We start from the raw sequence: 20,528 nt of genomic DNA on the forward strand, positions 1-20,528 counted from the left end.
TCTTGTTACGATTTTGACAACTTAATCAGTTGTCTGAGGAATGAGCGCCCGGCGCCCCTTTTTCAATATCGGCATCAGTCGCTTGCGGGAAAGATAGCGTAATGGTCGCCCCGCTTTCAACGCCGTCAGAGAGTATAAGCTCTCCACCATGGTCTTCCATGATTTTCTTGACGATCGCCAAACCAAGACCGGTTCCCTTGGAACGGGTCGTCACATATGGCTCGGTCAACCGTTCGCGATGTTCCGCCGGAAGTCCCTTACCGTTATCAGAAACCGCTACAAATACACGTTGATTGTTTGGTGACATCGAGATCGAAATCTCGATACGCCCGCGCGGCAATTCACCTTCTTGCGGCTTTTCACGACCTTCGATGGCCTCGGCGGCATTCTTAAGGGTGTTAATCAGGCACTGATTGACCTGATGGGCGTCACAGGAAATTTTCAGATCCTCGATCCCGGTGCGATCAAAATCATAAGAAATCTCGCTATGCGCTTGTTTTTGAAGAAAAACAGCGCTTTTGACAAGATCACTCAGATTTTCCATCTTCATCTTGGGGGATGGCATCCGCGCAAAGCTTGAGAACTCGTCAACCATGCGTCCGATATCTGAAACCTGCCGGATAATGGTATCGGTACAGATCTGGAAGACTTCCTGATCATCCTTGATCTGTTTCAGATAGCGCCGCTTAAGACGTTCTGCCGATAACTGGATCGGTGTCAGCGGGTTCTTGATTTCGTGCGCGATACGGCGCGCAACGTCAGCCCAGGCGGCCATACGCTGTGCAGTTTGAAGCTCGGTCACATCGTCAAAGGTTACGACATAGCCAAACACCGTCCCGTCATCTGCCCATTCGGCAGTGACCCGCGCAAGCAAGGTGAGATTAACGCCATCCCGACGAATTTCGATCTGGCGTGGCTTGCTGCGGTCACCATCGCGGTTAAAATCGTCAAACAGTGGCGCGAATTCCGGAATAACCTCGGTCAGTGCGAGCCCGAGATACCCGTCAAGATCAACTGCCAGCAGATCGGAGGCGCTTCGGTTCGGCAGATCAATCTTTCGATCCGGATCAAGCCCGATAACACCCGCAGTCACCCCGCCCAGAATGGCTTCGGTAAAGCGGCGGCGTTCATCGTTCAGGCGGTTTGCCGCAATCAGCTCGTTGCGCTGGGTTTCAAGCTGCGCCGTCATGCGGTTAAAGGCGCGGCCCAGAGCTTCAAGCTCGTCGCCCTGCCCGTCAAGCGGCACCCGGAACGACAGATCACCGTCACGAACACGTTCAGCACCGGTAATCAGCTCGGACACCGGCTGAACAAGGCGCGTTGCAACCATCAAACCAAGTGTGACTGCCGCCAGAAGCAAAACAACAGAAATCAGCACAAAGATCATGACAAAGGTGATAACGATGCCCGAACGTTCACCTTCAAGACTTTCATAGGCGTCGACAGCGCGCCGTGCCTTATCAATACGATCAAGCACATTCGGATCAACAAACCGCCCGACCAGCAGAAACGCATCAATAAAGCTCGGAATCTTTGCCAGTGCGCGAATGCGGTTGTCGCTGTTCCCGATCATCAGAACCACATCCTTTTCACGCGCCTGATCAAAAACTTCGGCTGGAATGGATGCCTGAGCTGTATCGTAGGAGAAGCTGTATTCAGACTGGGCAATGATCTGACCGGAACCATCGATCATCATGACTTCCGGCAGGCCACGGGCAAGGGCCTGATCGGTCAGCATGTCTGAAATACGTTCTGGATTGGTGGAAAAATTAACCCCAAACCGCTGCAAGTCTGCAGTCGTTGCCAGAACGTCGGCACGTATCAGTTCCTGATGCTCCTTAAGGTAGGCGTCAGCAATGACCATGCTTTCTTCGACTGCAGTACGAATGCGGTCGCTAAACCAGCCCTGAATACCGAAATGCAGGAAAAGTGCGGAAAATACCGCAACAACAATCGCCGGTGTAACGGCGACCAGCGAAAACATCAAAACCATGCGGGTGTGAAGTTTCGCCCCGGCGACACCGCGACGACGCTCGACCCAAATCTGAACAAGCTTGCGGGCCACCAGTGTGGCCAAAAGCAACACCAGAACCAGATCAATGTTCAGCAACAAAAGGATCAGGCGCGGATCAGGCCGGAACGGAGCCGTCCCGGTCATCGCCAGATAGGTCGCAGTGACCGAAATCAGGGCGGCAGAGACCAGACTAAACGCAAAGCGCCGCGACTGGCCTAACCGCCCAAGAAACCTTACGAAGCCCGACCTCAACAAGCGGTTGGAGATCGAACCGTCCGTATTGTTCATTTCGTGCCCCTGACGACTTCCAGTCCTAGATCACGGATCTTTTTACGAAGCGTATTCCGGTTCAGGCCAAGCACCTCGGCGGCCTTCACCTGATTGCCACGCGTTGCTTCAAGCGTCACGTTCAAAAGCGGGCGCTCCATTTCGCGCAGGATGCGATCATAAAGGCCGTTTGACGGCAAATCTTCTTCGTGGGCATCGAAATATTCACGTACATGACGTTCAATCGATTCCGACAGGGATTGCGGTTCCGCACTTGGTGCGGCTTCGCTGATATTGTTTTCGGAAAACTCGGTCTCGATGACATCGACACCGATCACATCATGCGAATACAGCGCCGTCAGGCGGCGCACCATGTTCTCAAGCTCACGAATGTTCCCGGGCCAGCGATGCGCTTTCAGGCGGCCCATTGCTTCGGCCGACAATGTTTTGCGCGGGAGGCCCTCTTCACTCGCCTGCATCAGGAAGTGATTGACCAGTTCCGGAATGTCTTCAAGACGTTCACGCAAGGACGGCAACCGGATCGGCACAACATTGAGGCGATAGAACAAATCTTCACGGAAGGTGCCTTCGCGGATCAGCTTGCGCAGATCACGGTGGGTTGCGGCCACGATGCGGACATTGACACGGATCGGCGTGCGTCCACCGACACGAGTATATTCACCTTCCTGAAGAACGCGCAGCAAGCGGGTTTGCGCTTCTAGAGGCATGTCACCGATTTCATCAAGGAACAGCGTACCGCCTTCGGCCTGTTCAAACCGGCCGACCTTGCGTTCATTGGCACCGGTAAAGGCACCTTTTTCGTGACCGAAAAGCTCGCTTTCGATCAGTTCGCGCGGAATTGCCGCCATATTGATCGCGACAAATGGTCCGTGACGGCGCCCGCCATATTCATGAAGGGCACGCGCCACCAGTTCCTTACCCGTACCGCTTTCGCCGGTCACCATCACCGTCAGGTCGGTATTCATCAGACGGGCGAGCGCACGGTAGATTTCCTGCATCGCGGCAGAACGGCCGATCAAAGGCAGGCGATCATCGCCCTCTTCATCACCGGATTTACCCGTCTGGCTTTCCTGCGGCGTCTCAAGTGCACGATCAACAATCGCCATCAACTCATTCAGATCAAACGGTTTTGGCAGGTATTCGAACGCACCGCGCTGGGCTGCCTTTACGGCGGTCATCAGGGTGTTTTGCGCACTCATGACAATGACACGAAGGTCCGGGCGCAATTTGCGAATGCGCGGCACCATATCAAGACCGTTCTCGTCAGGCATCATGACATCGGTAATCACAAGATCGCCGTCCCCATCGGCAATCCAGTCCCAAAGCGTACGACCGTGTCCGGTACTGCGAACCTCGTGACCCTGACGCGACAATGCCTGTGTCAAAACGGTACGGATGGCGCGGTCGTCGTCAGCGACCAGAATTCTTGCAGGGCTCGTGCTCATGCGGTGTGTTCCCTGTTATTGATTATTATCGGTTGTTCACTGGCCCCCTCGGCCAGCGCACGATTGTAGATTGGCAGCATGATCTGAAATTCTGCACCGCCCCCCGGCACATCTTTCACTTCGATCACCCCACCATGGTCGTTGATAATTTTCGCCACCAGCGCAAGGCCAAGGCCAGAACCGGTCGGCTTGGTCGTTACAAACGGATCAAACAGGCTTTCACGCATATCCTGCGGGATACCGGGACCATTATCGCGTACCGAGACCACCAGCGGCAAATGAACACGCGCGTCACCACCGGCAACGGCCAGACGAATACCATGCTGATAGCGCGTTGAAATAACGATCTTGCCGTCCTGCGGATCAACAGCCTCGCCTGCATTCTTGACCAGATTGAGAAATACCTGGATCAGCTGGTCGCGGTTTCCGAAGACCGGCGGCAAGGACGGGTCATAAATTTCTTCGAACACCAGATTTTTACCAAAGCCGTTCTCGGCAAGGCGACGAACATGTTCAAGCACGGTATGAATATTGACCGCACCGCGTTCCATCGGCTTGTCAGAGAAAATCTCCATCCGGTCGACCAGTTCGACAATGCGGTCTGCTTCGTCACAGATCAGACGGGTCAGAACCCGGTCATCCTCGTTACTGGTCTGTTCAAGCAACTGCGCAGCCCCCCGGATCCCGGAAAGCGGATTCTTGATTTCATGGGCAAGAATGGCCGCCATCGCGCTAACTGAACGGGCGGAATTGCGGCTAAGAAGCTGATTGTCGATTTTTTGCGCGATGGAACGAGGTTCAAAGGTCAGGACAGCGCAATCACTTTCATCAGGCATCGACCCAACGGTCAGGTTGACCGTATGTTTGCCAATCTTCGGGCTTTCAATCAGAAGATTGTGGTCCGCGACCAGCGTTGCCTCGTCAATTGCCTGTTTGATGAGTGAAAAAACAGGACTGTCCGAGGGGATGAAATCGCTCAGATCGCTGCGGCACAGGACACTTGCACTGGTGTTGAACAATTGTTCTGTCGCCTGATTGACGAACCGTATTTTCCCGTCGCGGTTTGCAACGACGACTGCACTGGCTATCGCGTTAAGCACCCCGGTCGGGTCAACCCCGTTGCCTTTTCCAAATCCCAGTCTCATTCAATTCTTCCCCGACGATCTAAGTTTGTATGTCGCCATATTATTGTTATGAAGCGATCAGGCAGCTTGCTGATCATATTTGATCTGGTTTTCAACCAATGGCTCGTAAAACGCCTTGATCTGATCCTTTACTTCGACTGGATCATCCAACACGTTGACAATACGGCGAAATTCAGTCGCATTGCGCATACTATTACAATACCAGGACAGATGTTTGCGAGCGATCCGGACACCCTGACGTCCATGATGATCAATCATTGCATCATAGTGACGCAGGATGGTCTTCAACTGGATTTCAAGGCTGGGCGCAGCAAGTTTTTCGCCGGTTTTGAGATAATGTGACACCTGTGCCAGGAACCAGGGGCGGCCATACGCCCCACGTCCGACCATTACACCATCAGCCCCCGAACGACGCAAAAGTTCTGCGGCATTCTCTTCGCTGGTGACATCACCATTGCCAATTACAGGGATCGCGACAGCTTCCTTGACCAGAGAAATCGCATCCCAGTCCGCCTCTCCCTTGTAAAACTGGCAACGGGTGCGTCCATGTATCGTCAGCATCTTGATGCCGAGATCTTCGGCGATTTTTGCAAGGGTCGGCGCATTGCGGTTGTCATCATCCCAGCCAAGACGCATTTTCAGGGTGACCGGAACCGAAACAGCATCAACGGTCGCCTTGATAATATCGGCAGCAAGTTTTTCATCTCGCATCAGGGCCGAACCGGCATACCCCTTGGTCACCTTTTTGGCCGGGCAGCCCATATTGATGTCAATGATCATCGCGCCACGGGCTTCATTCATCCTGGCGGCTTCGGCCATTTCATCGGGTTCGGTTCCGGCAAGCTGGACAGAAAGCGGGCTTTCGGCAGTGCAGTCGCCATGCATCTTGCGCACTTCTTTTTCATGACGCTGGATACGGGTCATGGCATCTGACGCTATCATTTCAGACACAACAAGATGGCCGCCGAACTGGCGGACTTGCTGACGAAATGGAAGGTCAGTCACACCTGACATTGGTGCCAGAATGACATTCTCTGGCACATGCACAGAACCGATCTGCAATGACATGAAGGTAATCCGATTGCCTAAAACTTGGGCAGATTAATAAAACTGGCCCCGAGTTGCAACAACTCTAAGCGTAATATGGAAAATATCGTGACAGTAAAGCCTGAGAGGCCCTGTAAATATGCTGCCACCCGCTGATATTCAGCAAGAAAACGCCCGCATCCAGAATGCTTGTGCGCCGCACTGTGACTAGCAATTACGCACCTGCCCCCCGGAGATCGTCAATCAGTGATTATTTGAACGGCAATCTAGGAACAGCGTTAGCCAACGAGATACCCACTCACCAGTCGCACACCGGGAAACGCCAGGGTCAAAAGCAACCAGGTCCCCAGAACGAACCGAACAGCCATGCGTCCACGCAGGGTCGATTTTTCATGAATGAAGATCAGGGTACAGATGGTCACAAACCCAAGCAGGGTCAAAAGCATCTTGTGATCGATTGCCCAAAGACTGCTACCTTCTACGTATCGAAGGGCAAAACCCGACACAATCCCGATGATCAGAACCCAGGCTGACCATTTCAGGAAACCCACCAGCATGAACTCGCTATCGCGAAGCGGCGGCAAACGCCGGCTCCAGCGGGTTGGTTTGCGGTGCTTGAGAGCGTGTTCCTGAACGACATAGGCCATGGCAGCAATCGCAGCCAGCGTGACCAGCGCATAGGTCACAAGCGAACTGCCGATGTGGGCCCAAAGCCAGCCTGAATAAAGCGCAGGCCCGGTAACGGTTGGCGATACATGCTGATCAAACAGACTAAAAACAGCGGCCAAACCGGCAAACAGCAGAAGATAACCTCCGATATAACCGGCAAGACGCCAGACCTGATGCGGTCCCTTGCAAATGACCAGTCCACCAAAAATCATGATCACGGTCAGCTCTGACCAGTGCAATGCCGCTGCAAAACCGCGCGACTGAACCTCTTCACCGGTCAGACCAAGAACCACCATCGTACCAATTGCCGCCAGACAGATCGATCCATGCAGCCATATGTCACGCTTCGGCTCGGCGCGCATGATCTGCGCGGTAAGCGGCAACAAGGCCAGAATATGAATATATGCAGCAAGCATGTGATGGTCCGTTTCTGTCGTAAGGCGCAGATTAACCCTGAAAAACCAAATGGCGACTTGGCAAAGGCTTCGCAGAAAGATAGCCTGCGGCGCAATTCAGACAAGCCATGGCATCATGTTTATGACCAAAAAAATCGGGGTTGTCATCGTTGCTGCTGGCAGCGGTAGCAGATTTGGCGACCCAATACCAAAACAATATCACACGCTTGGCGGCAAAACCGTGCTTGGCCACAGTATTGAATGCTTTGCCCGCCACACCTCGTTTGATCTTGTACAGGTGGTTTATAATCCGTCACACCAAGCCTGGTATGACACTGCAATCGCCAATATTGATGCCCCGTCCCTGCCTGCACCGGTCAATGGTGGCATAACCCGGCAACAATCCGTCCTGAACGGTCTGCGCGCCCTGTGCCCGCAGAAGCCCGATATTGTTCTGATCCATGATGCGGCGCGTCCGGGTATCTCTGATGAGGTCATTGAACGTGTCGTCGCAGCCCTTGAGACAAAAGCTGGTGCGATTCCGACACTTGCGGTCACGGATACAATCAAACAGACAACAAGCGATGGTGTCATTACGCAAACCATCCCGCGCGAAAGCCTGCAACGGGCACAAACGCCGCAAGGGTTCGCCTTTGACACAATTCTGATGGCACATCAGAAATATGAAGGTCAGGAATTCACCGATGATGCCGCCCTGCTGGAAGCCATGGGCATTGATGTCATCTGTGTTGAAGGAACCAGCTCAAACGACAAAATTACACGGCGCGATGATTTTGACCGCGCCCAGGACTGGGTTAACTGCACAAACAAGGACACCCCCGCGATGCAGCAGGAAGAATACCGCGCCGGAACCGGCTTTGACGTTCACCGTTTCGCACAGGGCGATCATTGCATTCTCTGCGGGGTCAAGGTTCCCCATACCGCACGCCTTGAAGGTCACTCCGACGCTGATGTTGGCCTGCACACGCTGACCGACGCCATTCTCGGGGCAATTGGTGCCGGTGATATCGGTCAGCACTTCCCGCCGAGTGATATGCAGTGGAAAGGTGCTGCGTCTGATATTTTCCTGAAGCATGCCGCTGATCTGGTGCGCAAACGTGGCGGCCGTATCGTCAATGCCGATGTGACCCTTATTTGCGAACGTCCGAAGATCGGGCCGCACACCATGGCCATGCGAGAAAAAGTCGCAGAAATTCTTGAAATCGAGGTCGATCGCGTGAATGTCAAAGCCACCACGACCGAACGCCTTGGCTTTACCGGCCGCGAAGAAGGCATTGCCGCGCAAGCAGCAGTCAGCATTGCGCTACCAATCAGGTAAATAACCTGGAAGCCAAGAACCAAAGACAAAGGGCAGGATGAAAATCCTGCCCTTTGTCTTTTGAGTATCCGAATTCTTCCCGGCCTTAAGAAGCCGCTGAACCGCCCTCTTCCTCGGGAAGCTGATGCTTCATAAGGACGGGTACCTGCGCCATGCCAAACACCATGGTAATCGGCATGATCCCCCACACTTTGAAGGCCACCCAGGTATCTGTCGAAAAATTCCGCCAGACAATTTCATTCACCAGGGCAAGAAAGACAAAGAAGAATGCCCAGCGCCATGTCAGGATACGCCACCCCTCGTCGGTGGCCTTGAACGCACTTTCCAGAACAAGCTTGAGAAACAGCTTACGTGCCATCAGGCCACCAAACAGGATCGCTGCAAATAGCAGGTTCACAATGGTCGGCTTGATCTTGATAAACAGTTCATCGTCAAGATAAAGCGTCAGACCGCCAAATACGATAACGAACGCGCCGCCAATCAGCGGCATGACCGGAATGGTGCGGGCAACCATATAGGACGTAACCAGGGCAATAACAGTCGCCGCCACGAACACCGCCGTTGCGGTCATCAGGTTTGTCGTCGCGTTAACAGCAAAAAACAGGATCAACGGCCCCATTTCCAGGGCCATTTTGGTAAGCTGGTTCATTAAATCACTTCACTCAACAGATTAAATTTGCGCCATCCTAGGGGGCAAGAACGTGTGATGCAATCATATCAAGCGTGATCACGATCCCAACTGCCCCTGCAGCCATGACACATAACCGTTGCTCCCCCGGCCCAACGGAATTTCAAGGATACATGGCACGTCATAGGGATGATGATCCTCGACCCATTTTGCCAGATCAATTGCCGTATGACGCGCGGTCTTAAGGATGACGACCAGTTCGGTTTGTTCTTCGACGTCGTCATTCCATTCATAAATGGCTGTCATCTGTGGCAAAATATTCGCACAGGCAGCAAGTTTTTCACGAATGGCACCGCCAGCGATCACGCGTGCTATTTCCATGTCCGGAACAGTGACATAGAGAAATGACATTTCACTGTTCTGAAATCGGTCTTCTGTCATTGAGATTGCTCCATGGTTGATAATCCGTCACACTGAAACCAGACAATGTTTGTGACACCAATCATATCATAACGGTGCGGGGAGTACCGATGACGGGGAAAAAACATTCGAAACCCACTGATGTTCAGCTTGAATGGCTGCGTCGCGGCTTGAGCCAACCTGGTGGTAAATTGCCTCTATTTGATGGCAACGGCAAACAAATCAGTGAAAAAACTGTCCGGAGCTGCATTGATCACGGCTGGGCCGCACCGTGGTTTGACAACCCGGTCAAGCCGGACTGGCTGATTTGCAAACTGACGGATGAAGGACGCCGCGTGGCCAGTTCAATCTCCTAGAGCTTGTTCGACCTCAATAATTTGAATTGCTTCATCGGTGCTGGCCTTATGATCCAATCGGCAGAATTCAGGGTATCAAGAACATATCCCTGAACACAAAACAGCTGCCAAACCATGCCCCTTCTCAGAACTTTTTCGATCATTGCAGCGACCCTGATCTGCTGCATCACTTCGTTTCCGGCCCATGCGTCAGCAGGCAACGCATGGGAGATCTGGAAACAGGGAGATACGCATGCCCTGATGCGTCACGCGATTGCACCGGGCACCGGGGATCCGGCAAATTTCACACTTGATGATTGCAGCACCCAACGAAATCTTGACGATCTAGGGCGAAATCAGGCCCGCCGCACCGGTGGTCGTATTCGGGAAATGGGCATTGAGATCAATCTGGTGCTGAGTAGTCAGTGGTGCCGTTGCATCGATACGGCCAGCCTGCTTGCACTTGGTCCTGTTCGTCCGGAGCCATCGTTAAACTCGTTCTTTGCCGATCGCAGCACAGAACAGCAACAAACCCGACAAATAGCAGACCTTCTTGCAACACTTCCGTCAGGCACCAAGGCAATGCTGGTAACCCATCAGGTCAATATCACGGCCCTTACCGGTATCTATCCCAAATCCGGTGAAATCATCCTGATCAGGGTCACCAACACCGGGGACATAGAAATACTTGCCCGTCTGATGCCATAAGGCCAGACAGGTCGTGATCAAACAATGAATTCATTTGGGAAGATATTGGTCGGAGCGAGAGGATTCGAACCTCCGACCCCCTGCACCCCATGCAGGTGCGCTACCAGGCTGCGCCACGCTCCGACCGTATAGATGCGCTCTTTGGCGCGGCTCGATAAATAGCGGCGCAACGCCAAAGACGCAAATGATTTTTACGGATTTTTTTTGACTTCCCGCAGGCTCGCCTGAAGGATGCCTTGCAGCTCCTGCAAATCACCCAGAACGCTTTTCAGCGCTGCGGTATCAATCGAAGGAAGATGCGTAGCGGACTGCTGGACGCCAGCAGCTGCAGGGATCGCAGTCCCCTGTTCGGCTTCGGCTGAACTTACCGTGATTTCAGAGGGCAATTTGCCCTTGTTCTGATCAAGAAGCTTTTGAACACCCTTGATGGTAAAGCCCTGATCGTGCAACAGCGAACGAATATTTGCCAAAAAATCAATATCTTCCGGGCGATAGTAGCGCCGCCCGCCAGCACGCTTCAACGGCTGGATCTGCGGGAACTTGGATTCCCAGAACCGAAGCACATGCTGTTGAAGACCAAGCTCCTTCGCTGCTTCGCTGATTGTGCGAAAAGCAGAGTCAGACTTTGCTGAACGGCGGGATGTGCCCGCCTCAGCCCCCAAGTTCGTTTTCATGAGTTCTTTTCTTAAGCGTTAATTCTGGCTTTCAGAACCTGTGACGGCCGGAAAACAAGTACCTTACGCGGAAGGATCGGTACTTCTTCGCCCGTTTTCGGGTTCCGACCGATACGCTGCCCTTTTTGACGCACGGAGAAGCTTCCAAACGAGGAAATCTTCACGACTTCGTCCTTGATCAGCGCAGTCGAAATTTCATCAAGAACAGTTTCAAGCAGCTGGGCGGACTCATTCCGCGACAGACCTACTTCCTGGTAAACGGCTTCAGCGAGATCCGCACGGGTAATCGTTGTTTCCGACATATCAGGCCGCCTCCTTATTACGGGACTTTATATACAAGGCTATATCTGGTGGCGAAATCAGTCAATATCAACAGGATACACTGCTTTAAGGCGGAATGTTGTGATTTTTACGGAATTGCCGTGTTTTTCCGGCCCAAAGCAGTCTTTCGGTAAAAGATTTTACCAGCGAACCAGCGACGCACCCCAGGTAAATCCGCCACCCATCGCCTCGAGAATGACGATATCTCCGCGCTGGATACGGCCATCATGGACGGCTTCTGCCAGCGCAAGCGGGATCGATGCTGCCGATGTATTGGCGTGACGATCGACGGTCACAACAACCTTGTCCGGTGAAATGCCGAATTTCTTGGCCGTGCTGTCAAGGATACGACGGTTTGCCTGATGCGGTACAAGCCAGTCAATTTCCGAGGCATCAATACCGGTATCAGCCAGAACTTCGCGAATCACTCCGGCCAGATTGGTCACCGCATGGCGGAAAACTTCCTTGCCTTCCATGCGAAGATGACCAACGGTCTGGGTTGCAGAAGGCCCCCCATCGACATAGAGCAATTCATACTTGCTGCCATCCGAATGCAGGCGGCTTGCAAGGATGCCCCGATCTTCGATGGTTCCCTGCCCTTCAACAGCCTGGACAACAACCGCGCCAGCACCGTCACCAAACAGGACACATGTCCGACGGTCTTCCCAGTCAAGGATACGCGAAAATGTTTCGGCACCGATGACCAGTGCTGTTTTTGCCTGTCCGTTGCGGATATACATATCGGCCGTGGTCAGGCCATAGACGAAACCGGAACAAACGGCCTGAACATCAAAAGCAAAGCCGGTCACACCCAGGCGGTTCTGCACCTTGGTTGCGGTCGCCGGGAATGTATTATCCGGGGTCGCCGTCGCAACAATGATCAGATCAATGTCATCGGCTGTCACGCCGGCATGTTCCATGGCCTTTATAGCGGCCTCATAGGCAAGATCGCTGGTTGTTTCACCTTCGGCAGCAATGTGACGCTGACGAATACCAGTGCGTGCTACGATCCATTCATCCGACGTATCGACGCGTTTTGCCAGATCATCATTGGTTACAACATTTGCAGGAAGATATGAGCCGCAACCAATAATGCGAGAACGAACTGTCATGATTTGGGGACCGCCAGTTATCTTGATGTTTTTGTGAGTTTATCAGTCGGCTTGACCAACCGGAACCGCGACTTCGGCTTCGGCGTTTTCCATTCCGGACATCGCCTGTTCAAAAGCTGCAAGTTCATTTTTGATGCTGTCATTGAGCTTGTTCACGATAAGGTCATGGCAAACCCCGATGGCATTGGAGAAGCCAAGCGCATCCGTTCCACCGTGACTTTTGACAGCAATGCCGTTCAGACCAAGCAGCATCGCGCCATTGTAGCGGCGCGGATCCATGCGATCACGGAAACGCTGAAGGGAACGACGTGCGAGCAGATAGCCAAGTTTGGCAAAGAAGGAACTTTTGAACGTTTCGCGCAGGAAATGCACCAGAAGACGTGCCGTTCCCTCGGCCGTCTTTAGCGCGACGTTGCCGGTAAAACCATCGGTGACAATCACGTCAACCGTGCCTTTGGCAAGGTCATCGCCTTCAACGAAACCCTCGAAACGGATCGGAAGATCAATGTCACGCAAAATGGCAGCAGCCTTTTTGACAGACTCGTTACCCTTTAGTTCTTCGATGCCGACATTGAGCAAACCGACAGACGGTTTTTCAAGGCCGAACAGAATACGGGTAAACACTTCGCCCATCAGTGCAAACTGAACAAGATTGTTTTCGTCGCATTCAATATTGGCGCCCAGATCAAGCATGACAGTTTCGCCACGCTGGGTCGGCATATAGGTTGCGATTGCCGGACGGTCGATGCCGCGTACGGTTTTCAGCACGAATTTGGCCATTGCCATCAATGCGCCGGTGTTGCCCGCGGACACGACACCTTGCGCATCCCCTTCTTTCACAGCGTTAATGGCAAGGCGCATACTGGAATCACGACGCTGACGCAGAGCGACAGAAGGTTTGTCTTCCATCGAAACTTCCTGCGATGCGTGGCGAACCTCGCTTACGGCTTCCAATGCGGGATATTTTGCAAGCAGCGGCTTGAGCCGGGCTTCATCCCCAAACATCAGAAACTTGAGATGGGGCAGCCGTTTCAGCGCAATTTCTGCACCTGCTACGACCATCTCTGGCGCGTGGTCTCCTCCCATCGCGTCAAGTGATATGCAAACCTGTTCAGGCAACGTATTCTCTTATGGTTGTTCTAAAATTTCTGAACCGGATATCCGGCAGGTCAGCCAACTGGCTGAAGACTGTCATCTAGTGGCCGGAACGCCCGTAATTACCGGAATTCTCGACCAGTTACAAGGTAAAGCCGAGCCAGATACACAGAGCACCCCGTCCCGTGACCATCTCATTGTGATGACAAAAAGTGAAATGCCGGTAAAAACCGGCATATTCAAGCACCCTAATTCTCAGGCTTTTGGCCATTCTCGATGATTAATTTTTCTTTTCAAGCTGCTCTTTAAGACCGGCCAACTGTGCAAACGGGTTGGGTCGTTTTTCTTCGGCGGCTTCTTCCTCGGTTTTCACCGAGGTCGGCAATTCAGCATCTTCCTTGCGTGGATACGGGTTCATCGCAACTGCCAGAAACTGCGCTACAACCTCACCCACATCGATTTTTCCATCGACAAGCGGTTCGGGCTGATCAAGCAGCGCCATCAATTCTTCTTCAGACAAATCTTCAAGATCATCCGGGTTCGACGGCAGATCTTCTTCGGAAACATGCGGTGAGAACAGAACTTCAACCGTGTCTTCAATCACCTCGGGAACCGGCTCAAGAGTTGCGACACAGTTCTGAACAATCTTGGCATTCATCGGACCACGAACGGTGACTTCACCGTTCGATGCAGTGCTGATGGTCAGTTCGGCTGTAAGGCTGTCAATGGAAACGAGCTCGAAACGCTTGGCCAATGCAGCGCGTTCCTTTTCGTTGGCTTCGATCACCAGTTTTTCTTTCGCGCTTACCTGTTCGTCTGTTTTGACGATGCGCGAAAATTCGGGAGTGAATTTATCAGACATCCGGTCTTTCTTTCTATTGCGGGGCAGTCACGGCGAGTTCGGGAGCATCAGGAAAATGCACCGCGCCGTCCTGCAAATCTAAAATAGGCTGTTTGGCAAGGGTTGCCAGTGCATCATGCACATAGCCGACCATCGCCATAAGCTGTTCATCTGTGGCATCGGTATCTGCATAAAGATTGCGGTTCAATGCGGCGGCGAGTTCAGCCGCGCCAGATTGAACGCCTTCTTCATATGCAACGATCCGGCCATGATAGGATTCAGACATTTTGCGGATCCGCTTAAGGATTCCCACATCACCGATGCCCATTTCACGCATATTCTGATCAAGATCAGAGAACATCACATCAAAGATGTTCTGTGCAAGATCGCGATCCCCATTTTCCGATTTCAAACGGCGAAAAAGAACAAACGCATGCACCAGAATCAGGTCGAAACGCCCCTCCATTGTATCGGGGACGCCAAGCTTTGCGTAAAATTCAGGCTTCCGTGCCTGGGTTACCATTGCGGTGTAAAGTTCAAAGGCAGCAGTTTGCTTGCGGTCTTTTTTCTTCAGCCATCCAAACAACAGTAACACTCCTTCGTTGACATTCCTGTCATGGCACGCAGAATGCCGTAAATCTTATCGGGGCGCGTCTGCCCCGGTCATTGCCCGGCAATATCATGCGCCTAGCGCAGAAACTCAAGGCAATTCCGGTTTGGTTTCAACAAGAGGGTCGCTCTGGTGAGCTTCATGCATAACAAAATTACCCGCTTTCCCCTGATCATGCTGGCCGGACTGGCTGTTATCTATGTCTCGGCATGCAGCCCGCGGATCGCGACACGGGGCAATGCACCGGAGCCCGAACAGCTCGAACAGATCACTGTGGGAGAATCGACGAAGGGTGATGTCACCGACATTCTTGGCTCCCCGTCAACGATTGCTGCCTTTGACCAAAATGTCTGGCTGTACATCTCCAAAACCACCGAAACCGTTGCCTTTTTCGAACCGGAAACGGTTCAGCAAAAAGTTGTTCTGATCAGCTTTGATGCCGGTAACCGCGTCGAAATCCTGAGCCAGTATGACCTGGAAGATGGCAAGCCGGTGATACCGACTGATCGCGTCACGCCGACGGCAGGCCGCGAAATGACCATCCTGCAGCAGCTGTTTGGCAACCTTGGACGCTTCAGCGAAACCAAATAATCCGGTTCAACGCCAAGAAAGAACGTCCGACACGTTATTTGAAATGGTCGAACCCGCCCGGTGCGAGTTCGGCCATTTTGCCATCCAGATCCTTGAGAAGCACTTCGCCTGTCTGGTTGGTCACGGTCCCGATAACCGTCACCTGATCACCCAAAGCAGCAATATCGTCCGGCTCACCGGCAATCAGCAATTCGTAATCGTCGCCGCCTCCCAAAATCTGGTTCCAACGGGCCGGATCATCCGCAAGAACCGCTTTGGCCGCTTCAGACACCGGGATATCGGCCAAGTTGAACGTCATTCCGACACCGGAAGCATCGCAAATCTTGCGACAATCACCAGCCAGACCATCAGACAAGTCCATTGCGGCGAGACGGGCATTCCTTGCCATACAGGCCTGACTCGTCGTCAGGCGAGGCTGCGGAACCCAATAGCGATCTGACAGGAATTTCTTTGACAGTTCATCGAGTCCGGGAAACGCGTCTGCGAGCACCGAAAGACCAAGTGCAGCATCACCAAGCGTACCAGTGACCGCCAGAACGTCACCGGGACGCGCCTGATCTCGGCGAAGCGCCCTGCCCGCCGGAACGTATCCAAATGCCGTCAGACTGAAAAATGTCGGGCCCGGCGTGCCGACCGTATCGCCGCCCAGCAACGAAACGGAAAATGTCGCACAGTCCTCACCGAAACTTCGGGCAAAGCGGGCAATCCAGTCTTCGGACAAATCGCGATTGTAACCGGTGGTCAGAACAACACCGCCCGGCACTGCCCCCATTGCCGCCAGATCGGACAAATTCACGCGCAAGACCTTTTGCGCGATTGTTTCCGGCGTATCGATATTCCTGAAATGAACATCTGCAACCAGCGCGTCGGTGGTCACCACAACTTCGCAGCCCGGTGGCGGTGAAAAAACGGCTGCATCGTCCTTAAGTGACAGCGCAGCCGGATCACGTTGCGCAATTGGCGCAAAGTGGCGCGCGATCAGATCGAATTCTCCCGATCGCGCAACCATATCAGTTCTGCCCGGCTTCACCGGCGCGCAGATTCTTGCCAATGCGATCAAGCACGGCATTGACCAGCTTGGGCTCGTTTTCATCAAAGAACGAATGCGCCGCATCAACATATTCAGTGATGACAACGCGCATTGGCACGTCTTCACGCGCCATCAGCTCGTAAGTTCCTGCACGCAGAATACTGCGCAGAACGGTTTCAAGACGTTTGGTTGTCCAGCCTTTTTCAAGGGCACCGTTAATCAGGGCGTCGATATCGACCATGCGGGCGGCAACACCCTGAACAAGATCAGCAAAGAAACCGCGATCCGGATCGATCAGGTCTTCGTTGCTGACATCAAGGTCACGGCCACCTTCCCCATCAAGGCGGAAATCGGAATATTCGCGCACGATGTCACTGGCAGAAAGCTGGGACAGCTCGGCCTGATAAAGTGCCTGAATTGCGGCAAAACGCGCTGCGCTGCGCCGCTGGGCGGCTGATGCCTTCGGTTTATCGGTCATTACTTGTGATGTATTCCAAAATGGTTTTGAACTTCGATCTGACGCAGAACGGCGCGGGCTGCTTCGCCGCCCTTGTTCTTTTCGTCAGCCTTGGCCCGTGCAAGCGCCTGTGCCTCGTTCTCGACGGTCAGAATACCGTTGCCAATCGCAAGATTGTAATCAAGGCAAAGCTGCATCAGCGCACGGTTGGCTTCTTCGCAGATGTGATCATAGTGTGTCGTCTCGCCGCGGATAACACAACCGAGTGCCAGATAGCCATCATAGCGCGGACCGGTCGCCAGTTCTTCCATCGACTGAACAGCATAGCGGATTGAAATCGGCACCTCGAAGGCACCAGCCACCGAAATGCGGTCCCACGTTGCGCCACCGGCTTCCAGAGTCGCAGCCGCACCTTTGACAAGGTCTTCAACGATATGCGTGTAATACGGCGCATCCACAATCAGAATGTGGGGGGCAATGGTCATGGTTTTATTCCTCCGAGACGACAAGCGGACGCTGATCAACCAGATTTAGGCCGAAGCCGTCAAGTCCTACAATGTGGCGTTTGGTATTTGAAAGCAGAATCATGTCGCGAATGCCAAGATCATGCAAGATTTGTGCGCCAACACCATAGTCGCGCAAATCCGCATCACCGGTCGCCTGGGCAATTTCCTGACGGAGGGATTCGCCATCCCCGCCATTCAGTTCAATCAGTTTGGCAATCGACGATGACAAGGTATTGGGGCGCGGTTCACGGATCAGAACCACCACACCACGGCCCTCTTCGCCGATCTGACGCATGGCAGCAGCCAGTTGCCCCTGATGACCTGTCTGGGTATCCCCCAGCACATCCTCAAGCACATTTAGCGCATGAACACGCGTCAAGACCGGCGCGGCGTCACTGATGTCGCCCTTTACCAGTGCGATATGTTCGGCATAGGTGATGTTGTTGACATAAAGATGCATGTCGAACGTACCACCATTAACACTCTGGATTTTGGTGGTTGCCTTGAGCTGTACGACTTTTTCGTGTTTGCGACGATAGCGGATCAGATCAGCAATCTGCGCAATTTTAAGATTATGCTTCTTGGCAAACTCGACCAGTTCCGGCAGTCGGGCCATCTCACCCGAATCGCTCATGATCTCACAAATGACGCCCGACGGGTTCAACCCGGCAAGACGCGCAATGTCAACCGACGCTTCGGTATGACCGGCACGGACCAGAACCCCGCCCGGACGCGCACGCAGCGGGAACACATGACCTGGCGTCACGATATCATGCCGTCCGGCATTGGGGTCAATCGCAACTGCAACTGTCCGTGCACGGTCAGGTGCGGAGATGCCGGTGGTGACACCGGTCTTGGCTTCTATCGACACGGTAAAGGCAGTTTCATGGCGGGTGCCATTATGGGCACTCATCATGGTCAGGCCAAGCTCGTCACAGCGCGCTGATTCAAGGGTAAGACAAATCAGACCACGGCCATGGGTTGCCATGAAATTGATAGCATCGGGTGTTGCCATCTGGGCTGGAATGACAAGATCACCTTCGTTTTCACGATCCTCGTCATCGACCAGAATGAACATTCGGCCATTGCGGGCTTCCTCGATGACATCTTCTATCGGTGACAAATATTGATGCGGCATATTTGATCAATCCTTACCCAGCATCCGCGCGACATAGCGCGCAAGCATATCGATCTCGAAATTGATCCGGTCACCCGGTTGCTTCGAGCCCAACGTGGTGTGCGTCTGTGTATGAGGTATCAGATTGATACCGAAAGTGTTTCCGTCAACCTCGTTGACGGTCAACGACACACCTTCAAGCGTCACAGAGCCTTTTGACGCGATATATTTCGCAAAGCTTTCCGGTACTTCAAAGGTCAGGCGCAAAGAGTCACCTTCAGGAAGGCGTTTGGTCAGGGTCGCAACCCCGTCAACATGCCCTGAAACAATATGCCCGCCCAATTCATCACCGACACGGGTTGCCTGTTCAAGATTGACCTTGGCTCCAACCGTCAAATCGCCAAGCGTTGTACGATCAAGACTTTCCGCCGAAGCTTCGATGGCAAACCAGTCTTGGCCGGTTTCGATCACTGTCATGCAGGCACCATTACATGCAATGGACGCCCCGAGAACGATCTTTGACGTGTCAAAGGCGGTCGTAAACTCAAACCGGGTATCGCCGGTTTTCTTGATGGAGCGGACAGTCGCAATATCGGTAATGATGCCAGTAAACATGCAGTTATTCCGTTTTATAATCATAAGTTAGCACGATATCTTTACCCACAGGGCGAACAGAGTATCGGGTAAATTTCGGCATATCAGAAAGCGCCCCGATGCCGAGGTCGGCGATCATTGCCTTGCCATCACCGCCCATAACCGACGGCGCAAAAAAATGAACGATCCGACCAACCAGCCCTGCCTTAAGCAGACCGGAAGCCAGTGCACCACCACTTTCGATAAGCACGCGTGTCAATCCTGCATCGCCAAGCTTTTGCATGACGTCATGTAGGTCCAAATGATCGCCGTCGCATCTGGCAGCAATCACTTTTACCGAAGTTTTTTCAAATTTTTCCGATAGTTCGTCAAATTTGGCGTCCGACGTCACAACCCATGTCGAAATTTCTGATGCGCTTTGAACGAGCTTCGCGCCTGTCGACATTTCCCCCAGACGATCAAGTACGATGCGCACTGGGGATTGATGTTCACGGCCGGACAACCGGCAGGTCAGCATAGGATCATCTGCCAGTACCGTTTTCGCGCCCACCAGAATGGCATCATGGGTTGCACGCAAAAGATGCCCCTCTTCGCGCGCAGATGGGCCGGTAATCCACTGGCTTTCGCCTGATTTTGTTGCTGATCTTGCATCCATGGTTGATGCAAGTTTCAAGGTAACGAAAGGACGCCCCTTCTCAACGCGCGACAGGAAACCTTCATTGATCCGGCGTGCCTGTTCGGCAAAAAGGCCGACATCGACCTTGATACTTGCATCTTCAAGCATCTTGTGACCGCGACCTGATACCCGGTCATCCGGGTCGGTCAGGGCGCTGACGACACGCGCAACGCCTGCCTCGATCAATCCTGTAGCACAGGGCGGCGATTTTCCGAAATGGCTGCAAGGTTCAAGGGTGACATAGGCCGTTGCACCGCGTGCTTTTGCACCGGCCATATCCAGTGCGACACGCTCTGCGTGAGGGCGGCCACCGAACTGGGTGTGACCGCGCCCGACAATCTCGCCATTTGGGGAAACAAGGACACAACCAACCGACGGGTTTGGCCAGACATTTCCCAAACCGCGTTTTGACAGGCTCAATGCGACCCGCATGAAATGCCGGTCGTCTTCGCTAAACGCGGGGGGTGTCAT

General features: G+C 53.3%; 23 protein-coding genes and 1 tRNA gene. 4 read left to right on the forward strand and 20 right to left on the reverse strand.

The window, feature by feature from the left end:
* Window positions 1-25 precede the first annotated feature (25 nt).
* The 5 genes from WA318_RS11020 to ccsA all read right to left on the reverse strand — a co-directional run bounded on the left by WA318_RS11020 (window position 26) and on the right by ccsA (window position 7,024).
* Window positions 26-2,302, reverse strand: a complete 2,277-nt coding sequence (locus WA318_RS11020) for a sensor histidine kinase NtrY-like (protein WP_336081043.1) — start codon at window positions 2,300-2,302, stop codon at window positions 26-28.
* Window positions 2,299-3,747: a nitrogen regulation protein NR(I) gene (gene ntrC, locus WA318_RS11025; RefSeq protein WP_114097468.1), complete on the reverse strand. Its 1,449-nt coding sequence runs from the start codon at window positions 3,745-3,747 to the stop codon at window positions 2,299-2,301. Before ntrC ends, WA318_RS11020 begins: the two co-directional genes overlap by 4 nt.
* Window positions 3,744-4,892, reverse strand: a complete 1,149-nt coding sequence (locus WA318_RS11030; RefSeq protein ID WP_336081045.1) for a two-component system sensor histidine kinase NtrB — start codon at window positions 4,890-4,892, stop codon at window positions 3,744-3,746. Before WA318_RS11030 ends, ntrC begins: the two co-directional genes overlap by 4 nt.
* A 57-nt stretch (window positions 4,893-4,949) precedes the next feature.
* The gene (dusB, locus tag WA318_RS11035) at window positions 4,950-5,960 is read right to left on the reverse strand and encodes a tRNA dihydrouridine synthase DusB (protein WP_336081048.1); all 1,011 of its coding nucleotides are present in this window, start codon (window positions 5,958-5,960) and stop codon (window positions 4,950-4,952) included.
* Window positions 5,961-6,217: 257 nt separating this feature from the next.
* The gene (ccsA, locus tag WA318_RS11040) at window positions 6,218-7,024 is read right to left on the reverse strand and encodes a cytochrome c biogenesis protein CcsA (protein ID WP_114097465.1); all 807 of its coding nucleotides are present in this window, start codon (window positions 7,022-7,024) and stop codon (window positions 6,218-6,220) included.
* Between the two features lie 121 nt (window positions 7,025-7,145).
* Between ccsA and WA318_RS11045 the strand changes: the two genes are divergently transcribed.
* Window positions 7,146-8,342, forward strand: a complete 1,197-nt coding sequence (locus tag WA318_RS11045; RefSeq protein ID WP_336081052.1) for a bifunctional 2-C-methyl-D-erythritol 4-phosphate cytidylyltransferase/2-C-methyl-D-erythritol 2,4-cyclodiphosphate synthase — start codon at window positions 7,146-7,148, stop codon at window positions 8,340-8,342.
* A gap of 85 nt (window positions 8,343-8,427) precedes the next feature.
* Here the strand turns inward: WA318_RS11045 and WA318_RS11050 are convergent, their stop codons facing one another.
* The gene (locus WA318_RS11050) at window positions 8,428-8,991 is read right to left on the reverse strand and encodes a septation protein A (RefSeq protein WP_114097463.1); all 564 of its coding nucleotides are present in this window, start codon (window positions 8,989-8,991) and stop codon (window positions 8,428-8,430) included.
* A 78-nt stretch (window positions 8,992-9,069) separates the two neighbouring features.
* Window positions 9,070-9,411, reverse strand: a complete 342-nt coding sequence (gene cutA / locus WA318_RS11055) for a divalent-cation tolerance protein CutA (RefSeq protein WP_114097462.1) — start codon at window positions 9,409-9,411, stop codon at window positions 9,070-9,072.
* A gap of 89 nt (window positions 9,412-9,500) precedes the next feature.
* On the opposite strand from cutA, the gene WA318_RS11060 reads away from it, so the two are divergent.
* Both WA318_RS11060 and WA318_RS11065 read left to right on the forward strand, forming a co-directional pair.
* Window positions 9,501-9,746, forward strand: a complete 246-nt coding sequence (locus WA318_RS11060) for a hypothetical protein (protein WP_114097461.1) — start codon at window positions 9,501-9,503, stop codon at window positions 9,744-9,746.
* Window positions 9,747-9,860: 114 nt separating this feature from the next.
* Window positions 9,861-10,433 (forward strand): histidine phosphatase family protein, encoded by a 573-nt coding sequence (locus tag WA318_RS11065; RefSeq protein WP_336081056.1) that lies wholly within the window; start codon window positions 9,861-9,863, stop codon window positions 10,431-10,433.
* Window positions 10,434-10,479: 46 nt separating this feature from the next.
* Here WA318_RS11065 and WA318_RS11070 read toward each other — a convergent pair.
* From WA318_RS11070 to WA318_RS11100, 7 genes are all read right to left on the reverse strand, one after another.
* Window positions 10,480-10,556: transfer RNA gene (locus WA318_RS11070), tRNA-Pro, on the reverse strand.
* A 68-nt stretch (window positions 10,557-10,624) separates the two neighbouring features.
* Window positions 10,625-11,107 carry a MerR family transcriptional regulator gene (locus WA318_RS11075; protein WP_336081058.1) on the reverse strand — a complete coding sequence of 161 codons (483 nt, stop codon included), beginning with the start codon at window positions 11,105-11,107 and terminating at the stop codon, window positions 10,625-10,627.
* A gap of 11 nt (window positions 11,108-11,118) precedes the next feature.
* Window positions 11,119-11,409, reverse strand: a complete 291-nt coding sequence (locus tag WA318_RS11080; protein ID WP_033069712.1) for an integration host factor subunit alpha — start codon at window positions 11,407-11,409, stop codon at window positions 11,119-11,121.
* A gap of 159 nt (window positions 11,410-11,568) precedes the next feature.
* Window positions 11,569-12,540 (reverse strand): beta-ketoacyl-ACP synthase III, encoded by a 972-nt coding sequence (locus tag WA318_RS11085; protein WP_336081062.1) that lies wholly within the window; start codon window positions 12,538-12,540, stop codon window positions 11,569-11,571.
* A gap of 42 nt (window positions 12,541-12,582) precedes the next feature.
* On the reverse strand, window positions 12,583-13,659 hold the full coding sequence (plsX, locus tag WA318_RS11090) for a phosphate acyltransferase PlsX (protein WP_336081064.1): 1,077 nt from the start codon (window positions 13,657-13,659) through the stop codon (window positions 12,583-12,585).
* A 256-nt stretch (window positions 13,660-13,915) separates the two neighbouring features.
* Window positions 13,916-14,497 carry a YceD family protein gene (locus tag WA318_RS11095; RefSeq protein ID WP_336081066.1) on the reverse strand — a complete coding sequence of 194 codons (582 nt, stop codon included), beginning with the start codon at window positions 14,495-14,497 and terminating at the stop codon, window positions 13,916-13,918.
* A 13-nt stretch (window positions 14,498-14,510) separates the two neighbouring features.
* A complete protein-coding gene (locus WA318_RS11100; RefSeq protein WP_336081069.1) occupies window positions 14,511-15,071 on the reverse strand; it encodes a ubiquinol-cytochrome C chaperone family protein in 561 nt (186 codons plus the stop codon).
* A gap of 156 nt (window positions 15,072-15,227) precedes the next feature.
* On the opposite strand from WA318_RS11100, the gene WA318_RS11105 reads away from it, so the two are divergent.
* Window positions 15,228-15,677, forward strand: coding sequence for an outer membrane protein assembly factor BamE (locus tag WA318_RS11105; protein WP_114097456.1), 450 nt, complete (start codon window positions 15,228-15,230; stop codon window positions 15,675-15,677).
* Between the two features lie 34 nt (window positions 15,678-15,711).
* Here WA318_RS11105 and thiL read toward each other — a convergent pair whose 3' ends face one another.
* From thiL to ribD, 6 genes are read right to left on the reverse strand one after another with little or no spacing between them, the layout of a single operon-like run.
* The gene (thiL, locus tag WA318_RS11110) at window positions 15,712-16,686 is read right to left on the reverse strand and encodes a thiamine-phosphate kinase (protein WP_336081070.1); all 975 of its coding nucleotides are present in this window, start codon (window positions 16,684-16,686) and stop codon (window positions 15,712-15,714) included.
* Between the two features lies 1 nt (window position 16,687).
* Window positions 16,688-17,185 carry a transcription antitermination factor NusB gene (nusB, locus tag WA318_RS11115; RefSeq protein ID WP_114097454.1) on the reverse strand — a complete coding sequence of 166 codons (498 nt, stop codon included), beginning with the start codon at window positions 17,183-17,185 and terminating at the stop codon, window positions 16,688-16,690.
* A complete protein-coding gene (gene ribH, locus WA318_RS11120; RefSeq protein ID WP_114097453.1) occupies window positions 17,185-17,649 on the reverse strand; it encodes a 6,7-dimethyl-8-ribityllumazine synthase in 465 nt (154 codons plus the stop codon). The genes nusB and ribH overlap by 1 nt, the downstream gene beginning before the upstream one ends.
* 4 nt (window positions 17,650-17,653) lie before the next feature.
* Window positions 17,654-18,808, reverse strand: coding sequence for a 3,4-dihydroxy-2-butanone-4-phosphate synthase (ribB, locus tag WA318_RS11125; protein ID WP_336081074.1), 1,155 nt, complete (start codon window positions 18,806-18,808; stop codon window positions 17,654-17,656).
* A gap of 6 nt (window positions 18,809-18,814) precedes the next feature.
* Window positions 18,815-19,402: a riboflavin synthase gene (locus tag WA318_RS11130; RefSeq protein ID WP_114097451.1), complete on the reverse strand. Its 588-nt coding sequence runs from the start codon at window positions 19,400-19,402 to the stop codon at window positions 18,815-18,817.
* A gap of 4 nt (window positions 19,403-19,406) precedes the next feature.
* The gene (ribD, locus tag WA318_RS11135; protein ID WP_336081078.1) at window positions 19,407-20,528 is read right to left on the reverse strand and encodes a bifunctional diaminohydroxyphosphoribosylaminopyrimidine deaminase/5-amino-6-(5-phosphoribosylamino)uracil reductase RibD; all 1,122 of its coding nucleotides are present in this window, start codon (window positions 20,526-20,528) and stop codon (window positions 19,407-19,409) included.

The sequence above is a fragment of the Thalassospira sp. CH_XMU1448-2 genome (genome assembly GCF_037027285.1).
Lineage (GTDB): Bacteria > Pseudomonadota > Alphaproteobacteria > Rhodospirillales > Thalassospiraceae > Thalassospira > Thalassospira profundimaris_C.

What these genes read in the sequence shown, in the direction of transcription:
- WA318_RS11030 (WP_336081045.1), bottom strand. Translation starts at nt 4,892, where the DNA reads ATGAGACTGGGATTTGGAAAAGGCAACGGGGTTGACCCGACCGGGGTG.
- WA318_RS11130 (WP_114097451.1), bottom strand. Translation starts at nt 19,402, where the DNA reads ATGTTTACTGGCATCATTACCGATATTGCGACTGTCCGCTCCATCAAG.
- ntrC (WP_114097468.1), bottom strand. Translation starts at nt 3,747, where the DNA reads ATGAGCACGAGCCCTGCAAGAATTCTGGTCGCTGACGACGACCGCGCC.
- WA318_RS11105 (WP_114097456.1), top strand. Translation starts at nt 15,228, where the DNA reads ATGCATAACAAAATTACCCGCTTTCCCCTGATCATGCTGGCCGGACTG.
- WA318_RS11095 (WP_336081066.1), bottom strand. Translation starts at nt 14,497, where the DNA reads ATGTCTGATAAATTCACTCCCGAATTTTCGCGCATCGTCAAAACAGAC.
- nusB (WP_114097454.1), bottom strand. Translation starts at nt 17,185, where the DNA reads ATGACCGATAAACCGAAGGCATCAGCCGCCCAGCGGCGCAGCGCAGCG.
- thiL (WP_336081070.1), bottom strand. Translation starts at nt 16,686, where the DNA reads ATGGTTGCGCGATCGGGAGAATTCGATCTGATCGCGCGCCACTTTGCG.
- WA318_RS11020 (WP_336081043.1), bottom strand. Translation starts at nt 2,302, where the DNA reads ATGAACAATACGGACGGTTCGATCTCCAACCGCTTGTTGAGGTCGGGC.
- ribB (WP_336081074.1), bottom strand. Translation starts at nt 18,808, where the DNA reads ATGCCGCATCAATATTTGTCACCGATAGAAGATGTCATCGAGGAAGCC.
- ribD (WP_336081078.1), bottom strand. Translation starts at nt 20,528, where the DNA reads ATGACACCCCCCGCGTTTAGCGAAGACGACCGGCATTTCATGCGGGTC.
- WA318_RS11060 (WP_114097461.1), top strand. Translation starts at nt 9,501, where the DNA reads ATGACGGGGAAAAAACATTCGAAACCCACTGATGTTCAGCTTGAATGG.
- WA318_RS11075 (WP_336081058.1), bottom strand. Translation starts at nt 11,107, where the DNA reads ATGAAAACGAACTTGGGGGCTGAGGCGGGCACATCCCGCCGTTCAGCA.
- cutA (WP_114097462.1), bottom strand. Translation starts at nt 9,411, where the DNA reads ATGACAGAAGACCGATTTCAGAACAGTGAAATGTCATTTCTCTATGTC.
- dusB (WP_336081048.1), bottom strand. Translation starts at nt 5,960, where the DNA reads ATGTCATTGCAGATCGGTTCTGTGCATGTGCCAGAGAATGTCATTCTG.
- WA318_RS11080 (WP_033069712.1), bottom strand. Translation starts at nt 11,409, where the DNA reads ATGTCGGAAACAACGATTACCCGTGCGGATCTCGCTGAAGCCGTTTAC.
- WA318_RS11050 (WP_114097463.1), bottom strand. Translation starts at nt 8,991, where the DNA reads ATGAACCAGCTTACCAAAATGGCCCTGGAAATGGGGCCGTTGATCCTG.
- ccsA (WP_114097465.1), bottom strand. Translation starts at nt 7,024, where the DNA reads ATGCTTGCTGCATATATTCATATTCTGGCCTTGTTGCCGCTTACCGCG.
- WA318_RS11085 (WP_336081062.1), bottom strand. Translation starts at nt 12,540, where the DNA reads ATGACAGTTCGTTCTCGCATTATTGGTTGCGGCTCATATCTTCCTGCA.
- WA318_RS11045 (WP_336081052.1), top strand. Translation starts at nt 7,146, where the DNA reads ATGACCAAAAAAATCGGGGTTGTCATCGTTGCTGCTGGCAGCGGTAGC.
- WA318_RS11065 (WP_336081056.1), top strand. Translation starts at nt 9,861, where the DNA reads ATGCCCCTTCTCAGAACTTTTTCGATCATTGCAGCGACCCTGATCTGC.
- ribH (WP_114097453.1), bottom strand. Translation starts at nt 17,649, where the DNA reads ATGACCATTGCCCCCCACATTCTGATTGTGGATGCGCCGTATTACACG.